The sequence below is a fragment of the uncultured Tenacibaculum sp. genome (assembly GCF_947495995.1).
In the GTDB taxonomy this organism is placed as follows: domain Bacteria; phylum Bacteroidota; class Bacteroidia; order Flavobacteriales; family Flavobacteriaceae; genus Polaribacter.
In genome coordinates, this window is the sequence record NZ_CANMAX010000001.1 from 680,580 (window position 1) to 693,431 (window position 12,852).

Below are 12,852 nucleotides of genomic sequence, written 5' to 3' on the forward strand. Positions count from 1 at the left end.
CTTTACTATTAAACTTCTGAAAATTTTTGTAAAATCTGACCAAACCTTGCTCCAGCTTGCGAAACTCCATCTAATACAGATTCATCTATAACATCTTCTTCTTGAGGATTTCCATAACCTAACTGACTTGTTGTTTTACGCAACCTGTTAGATAAGAACAATGCCAAGGCATAATAAAAATTAGCTTTAAATTCAAGGTTTGCTGCTAACCTACTATTCATTAATTCTCTTGAAATTGCATAAACCGATACATTTTCCCCAGCAATAACAGAAACTGAAGGCGGTCTAGACTCTAAAAAAGACATTTCTCCAACAATCTCACCTGGACCGATGTTTGCAATGTGTTTATCCGTGTCACTATCAGTAATTGACAACGATCCTGATAAAACGATATATAAATTTTCTATAGTTTTTCCTTGCTCAATTAATCGATCTCCTACTTCTAAGTCTTCTCTGTAACCATTATTTATCATCCATTCTATATCGATGTCATCTAAATGCCCAAGCAAAAAAAGTACTCGCTTCATAATTCTATTTTTTTTATTTTTTATTTCTGATATGAAGCTAAATTAGAGCAATATGACAGTGTAAAACTGTCAAGTTTTCGGTGAAAAATGACTGATTTTAAAATAAAAAAAGGCGTTTAAATTAAACGCCTTTTTTCTTTGTATTTATGGGATTTACCTCTCTATTTCTCTTGTTAAATTATATTCCCATTTTTCTTGTCTTTCGATATAGCAATTTTAATTTTAAGAAGACCAGAGTATAGCTATCAGAAAATTATATAATTTATGAGAAATAGAGAAAAAGATGACTACCTCTGGCTTCTATTATCTTTCATACAAAAGTTTTTTTGGTGACACTCCATATTGTTGATTAAATAATTTTGAGAAATAATACGTGTCGTAATATCCCACAGCATAAGATATTTGTGAAATCGTATTATATAAATAATCATCAATTAATTGTTTTGCCTTGTGTAATTTCAACACCCTTATGTACTTGTTAGGAGTTAAATACACTAAATTTTTAATTTTTCTATGCAACTGACGTTCACTTACTGATAGATTATATGATAAATCATATAAGTTTATATCTCCTTGCTTTATGTTTTTATAAACCTCATCCTCCATTTTTTTCAACCAACTAATATCTTGCTTCGAAATGTTTGAAGATTTAACCTCTCCTTTACACATAGATTTAACCCTATCATTTGAATTATATATATGAAAAATTAAAGGTTCTGGTTCTTTATTATTATTTACCTTTTTTACAATTTCATCAACAATACTCTTAATTTGCTGACTGCTAGAAAATATGATGTTATTTGAGTTATTAGCATTATCATCAACTACACTATTACTCTCTTTTATTATCGATTCAAGAGGTGTTTCAATACCTTTAATTAACTCTATCAAAGCGTTCGGCGAACTCCAATTTATATTTTGTTGATTATCTAAATTCATAACATTTACTTTTTCTTAATTTACTTTTAACAATCCTCCCCTTATTAATCTTTTACATAATTTTATCTTATTAGTATCATTGATTAAAGGAATTTCATTAATCTTAAACCCACCTTTGTTTTCCGATATAAACTCTAAACAAGGTGCAATCGAAATTGGTCCTCTTATGACATTTCCAGGAAAAATAATTCTTGAAATATTCCCAACTTGTTGTACAGTACTATCTACATTCTTTCTTTTTATTAAGTGAGTATCTAGATCAATACAATCCATCACATCTAAACTTTCAAAGTGACCATCTGCTTGTGGTGAATTTTCCGATCTTAACTCCTCTTTTAATAGTTGAACTGATCCATAAATATTATTCTTTCTAGAAATATCGTTACATAATGTTTGTGAAATTTCTTCAATTTTACTTTTGATCAAACTAATGACATCTTCACTATTTAAATAACCTACCGGTAATGCTTTACGAAGCGAGATATCTGTTTGAGCTAAATTGTGTAATGTTTTACTAAAAAAGTCCAACCATTGTGTTGGATAAACTCCAATAGTTAAGTGTAATGAAGAATCGTCAGTAGTATATGCTTCGTGAGGTATTCCTCTAGGAATATACATCATATCACCTGCTTCTAATATAATTTCTTTTACACCTTGTAATTGTTCTCTTTGAAAGATCGGTTGAAAACTATTAACTAAAGGTGTTTTGTACTGATCATCGTATATTTTCCAATGCTTCTTTCCAGAAAGTTGCACTACAAATACATCATGGGTATCATAATGTGGTAATAATGCTTTTTGATTTTTAGGAGTCAAGTACATATTCCCTTTGGTCTTATGATTTAATAACCGTTTTACATTCTTACACAATGTTTTAATAGGCTTCCAAAATCGATCTATCTCATTAATTACAATAGTATAACCATCACCATAAGCAGCATATAATTGATTTAAGTTTAGACTTCCGTCTTCATTCTCATATTTATTCTTATATAACGGTTCTTGATTCTTTACCACTCGGATATTAGCCCCATTAGGCCTATGGTAATCTAAAACTTCGTCAACTTCTGAAATTTTCAAAAGTGATTCATTAAAAGAAATATTGTCTCTTTTTAAAAGTAGCACCTCCTTATCCCAGTACTTTTCTTTAAATTCATTTAAAGATACTGGATAAATTAAATCTTCAAAGCTTGTTATACTTTTTAAATTTTCTACTAAATTTTCCATACTTATATAATTTAAATTCCCGATTATTTCCCCTGTCTTTTCTGAGACATTTACAAGACAAATCAACGACTGAAAAAACTGGTTTCAAAGTGGACTTTTGTTAGTTTTATAAATCTGAACACATAGATTTATAAATCCATAGCACACTTTTTAACACACAGACGTCTGAAAAACAAATGTTTATCGTTTTTTTAAGAATTAAACTCGATAATTTGGTATTTTTGTCGGCTTAGAATTGATTTTAATGATGAGTAATAAACAAAATCCTTATACTTTTTTAAAGAACTATTGTTTAAGAACACCTTTTTATTCATTAAATTTTTATCAAAACTTAACTAGTAAAAAAGATTTTTCACTCGATGATCTAAAAAAATATTGGGCGGAAAACGTATTTAGAGAAAGTATTTTTTTAGCCTCACCTGAACTCTACTCTGAAATTGAAAAAGTTGTAAAAAGCAATACTCATTCAAAAAAAAATGAACGAATATTTCAATCGGTTTTTAAGTATTTAATTAGAGCTTCATCCAGATGTACTCCTTTTGGTTTATTCTCGCAAATAAGTTTAAATTCAGTTGAAGGAAAGAAACCAACAACGAACTCTTTTAAAAGACGAACAAATTTTGATACAAATTATTTGTTCTCATTATCGGTTAGCTTATCTCAAATTCCTGAAATAAAAAGTCAATTAACTTTTTTCCCTAACACTTCTCTTTATCAAACTAAAAATGGTCAGTTTCGTTATGTAGAATATTCTATTGAGAAAAATAAGAGATCGTACAGCATAGAAGGGATAGAAGCATCGGAATACTTAAACATCATCATAAGTAAATCTGAGAAAGGAAAAACTATAGATCAATTAACTGATTATTTAATCAATGAAGAAATCTCTTATGAAGAAGCAAAAGAGTACGTTGAAATATTAATTGATAATCAAATTTTAGTTAGTGAATTATATCCTAATGTTACTGGTAATGATATTTTATCTGAATTAATTACATCTTTAGAAAAACTCAACGATATTGACCACATCATTAAGGAATTAAAATCTCTTCAGAAAAGTTTATATCAAATAGATCAAACCTTAGGAAATGATAGAAATACTTATCAGGACATTATTAATAAATTAGAGAAAATAAATATTCCTTTTGATACTAAGCATTTATTTCAAACAGATTTAACTTCTGAAAAGGATATACAAACAATTGATGTAAAACACCTTTTCAATATTAAAAAGGTGATTCCTTTATTATTAAAGTTAAATGATTTTACAAAAAATGAGCAGCTTGAAAAGTTTAAAAAAGCTTTTATAGACAGGTACGATCAACAAGCTGTTTCTTTAGCTGAAGTTTTAGATATTGAAAGTGGAATTGGATATGTGCAAAGCAAAGAAGTTTCTGATACTACACCTTTTCTTCAAGATATAAAACCTATAAAGAAAAATTCATCTCAATCAGAACATTTTTTACTGAATGAAGCGCAAGAAATTATTTATCGAAAGTTAATTCAGTCTCAAGAAAACAAAGAGTATACTATAGAAATCACAGATAAAGATTTTGAAAATATTGAAACAGAATGGGATAATATTCCAGATACTTTATCCGCTTTTACAGAAGTTATTCATAATAGTGATCAGCAAAAAATCATTCTACACGGATTAAGTAGTGGCGCAGGAAAATTATTAGCTCGTTTTTGTGGTGTAAATGATGAAGTTTTTGAACACACTCGTCAGATTACTGATATCGAACAATCGCTTAATCCAGAAAAGATATTAGCTGAAATTGTACATCTTCCTCAATCTAGAACAGGAAATATATTAAAAAGACCCCATTTAAGGTCCTACGAAATACCTTATATAGCTAGATCTACAAAGCCAAAATCAAATCAATTATCAATAAATGATTTAACTGTATCAATAAGAAACAAAAAAATCATTTTAAAATCAAAAGGACTTGATAAAGAAATATTACCAAGGTTAACAAATGCCCATTACTATAAATCTCATGCTTTACCTATATATCATTTTTTATGTGATTTAGAATTTCAAAATAAAAGAGCATATTTAGGATTCTACTGGCCAAATATTGCTTATAGATATTCTTTTTTACCTAGAGTTGTTTATAAAGATTTAATTATATCTAAAGCAATATGGATATTATCAGATAATATTATTCAGGAGTTTGTTATTAAATATGATAATACATTAAAATCTATAGAAGATCTAAAGAAAAAATATAATATTCCTAGATACATTCAAATAAAAGAAGGAGATAATGCTTTATTAATAGATACAATACAACATGAAAGTATTAAGTTATTTATTAATACAATTAAAAATAAGAAAAGTGTAATCTTAGAAGAATTTTTACATCTAAATGACAATAATGCTATAATAAATGAAAAAGAAAATTATGCTAATGAACATATTTTCACTTTTTACAACGACCAAAAATTAAATTAAAAGCTATGAAACGAAATTTTATTCTTGGTGATGAGTGGATTTATTACAAAATCTATTGTGGAAAACGTACAGCAGACACAGTACTCACAAACATCATCAAACCTCTTTCTGAAAAATTATTAAAAGAAAACTTAATCAATCAATGGTTTTTCATACGATATACAGATCCGAAACCTCATTTACGAGTTAGGTTTCACATTTTAGATACTGATAAGGTAGGTAATGTTATTAAAATAGTTAAGAATCATACAGAAAAACATGTTAATGATGGGACTATTTGTTCTATTCAAACTGACATGTATTCTAGAGAACTTGAGCGATATGGCTATAGTATTATTGAAGAAAGCGAACACCTTTTTTATATAGATAGCGAAACTTGTTTAGATGCACTAAGTTTAATAGACGATGATATTCTTTTATTTTTATTCTCTTTACGTTCCATAGACACTACACTAAATGCGTTTTATTTTGATATTGATCAAAAAATAAAATTTACAGCATATAATCGTGATCTATTTAAAAAAGAGTTTAATGCTAATAAAGCATTAAGTAAACAGCTAAATATAAAATATCAAACATTAAGAAACCCTATTCTATCTTTCTTTACAAAACCCCATAAAGAATTTACCCCACTTGTTGAATTACTAAATAAAAAGTCAGAAGAAATAAAACAAAAAGTAAGAATTATAAACGATAATGTAAAAAATCAAAATTTAAGTATTGAAGATTTATTAGCTAGTCACATACATATGACTGTTAATAGAATATTTAGAGACAAACAGCGTTTGCACGAATTGGTTTGTTACAGTTGTTTATATAAATTTTATCAATTTCAAAAAAATGTCATTAAATAAAGTTATTCTTTTTATTTGCTGTAGTTTATTTACAATTTCCTATGCTCAACAAGGAAATGATATTCATAGCTTATTATCTAAAACACCTGAACAGTTAGAAGATTATTTTTCTAATATTACTGAAGAAAAAAGAAAAAGTGAAATTGCTGATTCTGTTTTAATGGAAGTAAAGAAATCAAACAATCTTGATTTTCGTTTTAAAGGGTATTTTCTAAAACTATTAGAAAACTCTCACAAACCTTTATCAATAAAATATGCAGATAGTATTTTATATGTAGCCAATAGAAAAAATGATAATTATATAAAAGCTTTAGGCAATTTATATAAAGGAATACAATTGTACTATCAATCAGAACATGTTGAAGCATTATCTTATTATTTAAAAGCTCAACAATACTTTAAGCAAAACAAAGATGAATATTATACTATTAAGATTCGCCACTACATAGGGCTTTTAAAAAATGCTTCTGGAAATGAGAAACAAGCATTAATTTTTTTTAAAAAAAATATTTCGTTTTTTGAGAAAGATTTAAAGCTAAAATCTAAATATGGGTCACAATACATAAAATCTCTATTTGCCTTAGGCGAATCATATAATCGTAATAGTAATTTAGATTCTGCCAATGTAATAAATAAGATAGGACTAAAAGAAAGTTTAAAACTAGATAAAAGTATGTATCCATACTTTCTACTAACTTATGGCGCAACAATGTACTATATGGAAAAACCTGAGTTAGGTATTGATAGCTTATTAAAGGCGACAAAATATCTAAACGAGAAAAAAAACTCTCTATCAGATGCTTACAGGTTGATTTCTTTATCTTACAAAAAAATGGATAAAGACAAATCTTTACTTCAATATTTATTAAAAATAGATTCGGTACATACACTACACCCTAACACAGTTTTAAATGCTCAGTGGGCTAACTCTGAGCTTTACAATTATCATAAAAAAATTGGTAATAAAGAAAAACAACTAGAAAACATAAACAAGTTACTATCTATAGATAGTATCGTAGAAACAAAATACTCCAAATTAGAAAAGAAAATAACAGAAGGTTACGATATACCCAATTTATTATCAGAGAGAGAAAACTTGATTAGCACTTTGAAAAAAGATAGTAATTCCAATCAAAAAACTTCTTTCATCTTTATTTTTTTGAGTTTTTCACTACTTCTTGTTTTATTCTATTTTTTAAGAAAAAACTATATTTTAAGACGTCGATTTCAGTCTATCATTCAAGATATAGATAGAAATGAGCAGCCAAAAATGGCAGATAAAATAAAAGAGAAGGAAGAACCTACTAAAGAACAAGAAACAACCGCTCAAAAACCACAAAAAACAGCTGGAATTTCAAAAGATCTTACAGAGAAAATTCTTTTAGGTTTAGATAAATTTGAAAAATCTCAACGTTTTACTAAAAAGAAATACACTTTAAATTCTTTAGCCAAAGAACTAAATACAAACAGTACTTATCTGTCAAAAGTTATTAATTTAGAAAAAGGAACAAACTTCTCAAATTATCTAAACAATCTTAAAATAGACTATGCAATTAATAGATTAACTAAAGATTCAAAGTTCCGATCTTACACCATAAAAGCCATCTCTGAAGAGTCTGGTTTTAATAATCAACTTACATTTTCTATAGCTTTTAACAAAAAAACTAAGTTACAACCTTCATATTTCATAAAACAACTTGAAAAGAAATAATAGACTAAAAAACAAATATTTAAAAACTTAAAAACATGTTTAGATTTATAAATCTAAACATATACTTCTTTTAAAATTCGTATTCACCTATTAGATTTGCTCTTGAGAAAAAAATTATATAAAATTTATTACAACCATGAGAAATCAGAGAAACGAACAGAAAAAGTTGAGTTTAAAAAAATTCCAAATTGCTAAAATTAAAAATCTACAGATGATTGTGGGAGGTAATTCACCTTTCAATTATAATAATGACGATGATGATGATGATGACTCTGGTGTAGACACTCAAAACAACCAAGGAAAATTATAAAAGAAAACATTTTAGCTTTAAACCATGAATTGTAAAACAGTTCATGGTTTTTAATATTTATATTTGGGTAATGAAAAAATACCTATACTATCTTTCAGGAATTATTCTATTAATTCAATTAGCTTGTACCAACAAAGAAGAATTCAAAATGAACTATCCTACTTTAAACAAACAGATAGTAAAAGACTCTTTTTTTGGTGAACAAATTAAAGATCAATATAGAAACCTAGAAAACCTAAACGATTCAACAACTATAAATTGGTTTGAATCTCAAGATAACTTAACTAATAAAACTCTATTTAAAATTTCTGGTAGAGATATTTTTTTACAAGAATTAAAGAACAATAATAATAAACAGAAACCCAGCTTCTTTCGTTTAAGAGAAGCAAGTAATGGTTATATATTCTATGTAAAACGTATGCCTGATGAAAACATCGGGAAATTGTATTTTAGAAGTGATTTTTCTGCCGAAGAAGAACTTCTTTTTGATCCTAAAAAATTTGATCCCAAAAGTAAAATAGAATATAAAATAAACTATCTACAACCCAATTGGGATGGATCTACAATCGCTGTAGGGTTAAGTTATGATGATAAAGAGTATGCCAAAATTATCGCCATTAACACAAAAGATAAATCTATTTACAAAGGGTTTGCTTCAAATTCTTTACCAAACTCTTATGGAGGTATTGAATGGCTTCCTGATAATTCAGGTTTTATCTACAGTAAAATATCTGATGATAAAAAAGGGAATACTGAAAGCGTAATTTATAAAATAGGTACCTCTTCTTCTAAAGTAAAAGCTGTTTTTTCAAAGAGCAATAACTTAGAAGTACCATTTAAAAACAATGATATTCCAATTTTATATTACACAAATCCAAATAGTGAAATAATACTTGGTGCGAATGTAGAAGGTAGTTCAAGATATCGAGATACCTATTACACATATATTGAAGATATTGAGAATAAACCGAAATGGAAATTATATTATAGCAAAGAAGAAAAAGTAAGAAATTTTAAAATTTCAGATGATTATTTTTATTACAGAACTGCAAAAAATGCTTCAAACTTTAAAATTTGTAGAACACCTTTAACTAAACCTGATTTTGAAAATCCTTTTGTTTTAGTTGAAGAAGATTCATTAGCTGTTATTTCTGATTTTGCTATTACAAGCAAAGGTTTATTTTATGTTAAAACTAAAAACGGTGTCGAGGCTAAACTTTTTAAACTTAATGAAAGCAATAAAGAGTTTTCAGAAGTTAAATTACCGAAATCTGCTGGTTATATTAACGTTTCCTCTAAAGGAGCCAACTTCGAAGATTTATGGGTTGAAACTGAAGGTTGGGTTAATAATAGACAACGATTAAAATTTAATTATACAACAAACATCTTTGAATCTCTGAATTTAATTCCTAATGCTGTTGAATCAAGTTTGAATGATGTTGTAGTAGAAGAAATAGAAATTCCTTCACATGATGGCACTATGGTTCCTCTTTCAATTGTTTATAAGAAAGGAACAAAAAAAGACAAGAGTAATCGTCTTCTAATTAACGCTTATGGTGCTTACAAATGGACTAACTCTCCCTTTATGTATAATTACTTATTACATTGGGTTAAAAATGGTGGAATTTACGCTACAGCTCATGTAAGAGGTGGAGGAGAAAAAGGTAACAAATGGTATAAAGCTGGATTTAAAACAACGAAACCAAATACATGGAAAGATTTAATTGCTTGTACAGAGTATTTTGTTAAAAACAATTATACTACTTCAGAAAAAATAGTAGCTTGGGGAGCTAGTGCTGGAGGTATTTGTATAGGTCGTGCAATTACGGAACGCCCAGATTTATATGCCGCTGCAATTATTAGAGTTGGTGTTTTAAATCCGATGAGACTAGAGTTTGGTCCTAAAGGTTCATTCAATACAAAAGAGTTTGGCTCTGTGAAAGACTCAGTTGAATATAAAGCGCTATATGAAATGGATTCTTATTTAAACATAAAAGACAATGTAGAATATCCTGCTGTTTATCTTACCGCTGGTTTAAACGATGCAAGAGTTGTTGCTTGGCAACCTGGAAAGTTTGTTGCTCGTATGCAAGAAGCATCCTCTTCTAATAAACCAATATTATTTTCAGTAGATAAAAAAGGTGGGCATGGTTTTGAAAGTACCAAGGATAAACAAAACAATGAACTAGCAAATATTATTTCTTTCGCCCTTTGGCAAACTGGTCATCCAGATTATCAAATCAAGAAATAATAATCATTAATTTATAATAATAAAAAAGCCTGAATTCGATATTATATTTTTCGAATTCAGGCTTTTTTTTATTCTTGATGAGTTTTATAAAGCAAACTACAACCACAATCTGGTCCGCAACTATCTTTTTTAGATTTAAAAATAAATTTCCGACCTAAAAAAAGAACTGCTAGTATTACAATTGAATATGTTATAATCTCTTGAGTCATTATTGTAAAATTTGAAATGTTAATAATGCAGAGATATATGCTAAAGCTCCCATTCCAAATAATTGGATTAATGGCCATTTCCAACTGTTAGTTTCTCGTTTAACAATAGCTAATGTTGCCATACATTGCATTGCAAATGCATAGAAAATCATTAACGACATTCCTGTCGCAAAATTGAAACGTTTCTTACCTGTTTTCGGATTAATTTCAGCTTCCATTCGCTCTTTTATCGTTCCTTCATCTTCTACTCCTTCAATGCTATAAATAGTAGCCAATGTTCCAACGAAAACTTCTCTCGCTGCAAACGAAGTAATTAAACCTATTCCTATTTTCCAATCATAACCTAAAGGTTTCACAACAGGTTCTATAGTTTTCCCAGCTATTCCAATATATGATCTTTCAAGTTTTTTTGAAGCTACTTTTTGCTCTAGTTCTTCTGTACTTAAATTGCTTGAAACGATTTCTTTTTTCACATCTTCTTCAGCTTTATGATAAGAAGAAGGTCCGTGAGTAGCTAAAAACCATAACAAAATAGATATCGGTAAAATAATTTTTCCTGCTTCTAAAACAAAGCTTTTAGTTTTTTCAACTACAGTTATTAGAACATTTTTAAGCGACGGAATCTTATATTCTGGCATTTCGATCACAAAAAATGATTTACTTTTTATTTTTAATGTTCTATGTAAAATAAATGCAGCTAATAGAGCTGTTGCAAAGCCTAAGAAATATAATCCTAACAAAGTAAGTCCTTGTAAATTAAAGAAACCCAAAACCTTTGTATTAGGTATAATAATAGCAATTAAAATTGCGTATACAGGTAAACGTGCTGAGCAAGTCGTAAAAGGAGTAATTAAAATTGTAATTAAACGTTCTTTCCAACTTGAAATAGTTCTAGCAGCCATAATTGCTGGAACTGCACATGCTGTTCCTGATATTAACGGAATTACACTTTTTCCACTTAATCCGAAACGACGCATAATTTTATCCATCAGAAATACTACTCTACTCATGTAACCTGATTCTTCTAAAACAGCAATAAGGAAAAATAGAATAGCAATTTGAGGAATGAAAATTACAACCCCTCCAATACCTGGAATAATTCCATCAGTAATTAAATCTGGAAGGATTCCTTCAGACATATTTTCCTTAACACCTTCTGAAAGACTCCCGAAAATTTCATCTATAAAATCCATTGGTACCGAAGCCCAACTAAAAATAGATTGAAAAATAAGTGATAAAATACCTACAAAAATAACGTAACCAAAAATCTTATGCGTAAAAACCTTATCGAGTTTAGCTCTTAAATCTTTGGCTTTACTTCGATCTAAAACATAACTCTCCTTTAAAATCGAATTAATTTTCTGATATCGATAAATCGTTTCTTTATGTTGATATTTCTTTATTTTAGATACATCATCTATAAAATCTGAAAGTTCTGCTTTTTGGGTTGTTCCGAAAGATTGCTGTGTAACACCCAACCATAAATGATATAAAGATTCCTCTGTTCTAACTTTCTGCAAATCTTCATAAAATGAACTATCAATTTTTTTTGCAACCTCCTGAAAATTAGAAACACTTTTAAGCTCTTCATAATTTTCTATAGCAGATTTCAATTCTTTTATTCCTTCATTTTTCTTTGCAGAAATTAATACAACTTTTGTTTCTAAACCTTGTTCTAATTTCGCTACATCAATAGAAATTCCTTTTTTATCCATTTGATCTGCCATATTAATAGCTAAAATCGTTGGAACCCCAATATCTTGAACTTGGGTAAATAAAAGTAAATTTCTTTTTAAATTTTCAGCATCAGCAACCACCACCATTACATCTGGGTAACTTAAGTGTGAAGGATCTTGAAGTACCTTCAGCACAACACTTTCGTCTACAGAAGTAGGATTAATACTATACGTACCAGGCAAATCTGTAATTGTCGCTTTTCCAGTTGATGATAAACTACAAGAACCTTGTTTTTTATCTACAGTGATTCCAGGATAATTTCCTACTTTTTGATTTAACCCAGTTAATCTATTAAATAATGATGTTTTTCCAGTATTAGGATTACCTATTAATGAAACTTGAATAGTACGCTTCCCCATTTAAAACTATAAGTTGGTCACTTTAATTTTTTCTGCAATATCTCTTCGTATTGCCATATGACTTCCATTTACATTGATATACAAAGGATCATTAAACGGTGCCTTCTGAACTAACTCGACCATTGTTCCTGGCAAGCAACCCATTTCTAATAATTTCAATGGAATTACATGTTCGCTTTGTTCAGATATAATACCTGTTTGTCCTAATTTTAATGCTGCTATTGTACTCAAAAATGTGTGTTTAATACAAATACTCTCGAAAATACTGAG

11 protein-coding genes are annotated in these 12,852 nt (G+C 28.4%); 5 read left to right on the forward strand and 6 right to left on the reverse strand.

All coding sequences use genetic code 11. The features are described 5' to 3' along the window. Positions 1-8: 8 nt before the first annotated feature. The 3 genes from Q1A15_RS03060 to Q1A15_RS03070 all read right to left on the reverse strand — a co-directional run bounded on the left by Q1A15_RS03060 (position 9) and on the right by Q1A15_RS03070 (position 2,693). Entirely contained in the window at positions 9-527 is a 519-nt protein-coding gene (locus Q1A15_RS03060) for a cyclic nucleotide-binding domain-containing protein (RefSeq protein WP_299618578.1), read from the reverse strand. 303 nt (positions 528-830) lie between these two features. Next, a complete protein-coding gene (locus tag Q1A15_RS03065; protein ID WP_299618581.1) occupies positions 831-1,466 on the reverse strand; it encodes a helix-turn-helix transcriptional regulator in 636 nt (211 codons plus the stop codon). 15 nt (positions 1,467-1,481) lie between these two features. Further along, complete coding sequence (locus Q1A15_RS03070) at positions 1,482-2,693, reverse strand: cupin domain-containing protein (RefSeq protein ID WP_299618584.1); 1,212 nt, start codon at positions 2,691-2,693, stop codon at positions 1,482-1,484. A 244-nt stretch (positions 2,694-2,937) separates the two neighbouring features. Here Q1A15_RS03070 and Q1A15_RS03075 point away from each other — a divergent pair, with 244 nt between their 5' ends. From Q1A15_RS03075 to Q1A15_RS03095, 5 genes are all read left to right on the forward strand, one after another. Beyond that, positions 2,938-5,151: a lantibiotic dehydratase family protein gene (locus Q1A15_RS03075; protein ID WP_299618587.1), complete on the forward strand. Its 2,214-nt coding sequence runs from the start codon at positions 2,938-2,940 to the stop codon at positions 5,149-5,151. Positions 5,152-5,156: 5 nt separating this feature from the next. After that, positions 5,157-6,005, forward strand: coding sequence for a thiopeptide-type bacteriocin biosynthesis protein (locus Q1A15_RS03080; RefSeq protein WP_299618590.1), 849 nt, complete (start codon positions 5,157-5,159; stop codon positions 6,003-6,005). Continuing rightward, positions 5,992-7,716: a helix-turn-helix domain-containing protein gene (locus Q1A15_RS03085; protein WP_299618593.1), complete on the forward strand. Its 1,725-nt coding sequence runs from the start codon at positions 5,992-5,994 to the stop codon at positions 7,714-7,716. Before Q1A15_RS03080 ends, Q1A15_RS03085 begins: the two co-directional genes overlap by 14 nt. Positions 7,717-7,852: 136 nt before the next feature. Next, positions 7,853-8,026, forward strand: a complete 174-nt coding sequence (locus tag Q1A15_RS03090; RefSeq protein WP_299618596.1) for a hypothetical protein — start codon at positions 7,853-7,855, stop codon at positions 8,024-8,026. 70 nt (positions 8,027-8,096) lie between these two features. Beyond that, positions 8,097-10,277: a prolyl oligopeptidase family serine peptidase gene (locus Q1A15_RS03095; protein ID WP_299618599.1), complete on the forward strand. Its 2,181-nt coding sequence runs from the start codon at positions 8,097-8,099 to the stop codon at positions 10,275-10,277. Positions 10,278-10,345: 68 nt separating this feature from the next. Here the strand turns inward: Q1A15_RS03095 and Q1A15_RS03100 are convergent, their stop codons facing one another. Genes Q1A15_RS03100 through Q1A15_RS03110 form a run of 3 tightly spaced genes read right to left on the reverse strand, consistent with a single transcriptional unit; the run spans position 10,346 to position 12,813 of the window. Beyond that, the gene (locus Q1A15_RS03100) at positions 10,346-10,486 is read right to left on the reverse strand and encodes a FeoB-associated Cys-rich membrane protein (protein WP_299618602.1); all 141 of its coding nucleotides are present in this window, start codon (positions 10,484-10,486) and stop codon (positions 10,346-10,348) included. Beyond that, a complete protein-coding gene (feoB, locus tag Q1A15_RS03105) occupies positions 10,486-12,582 on the reverse strand; it encodes a ferrous iron transport protein B (RefSeq protein WP_299618605.1) in 2,097 nt (698 codons plus the stop codon). Before feoB ends, Q1A15_RS03100 begins: the two co-directional genes overlap by 1 nt. Before the next feature lie 6 nt (positions 12,583-12,588). Continuing rightward, entirely contained in the window at positions 12,589-12,813 is a 225-nt protein-coding gene (locus tag Q1A15_RS03110) for a FeoA family protein (protein ID WP_299618608.1), read from the reverse strand. Positions 12,814-12,852 lie beyond the last annotated feature (39 nt).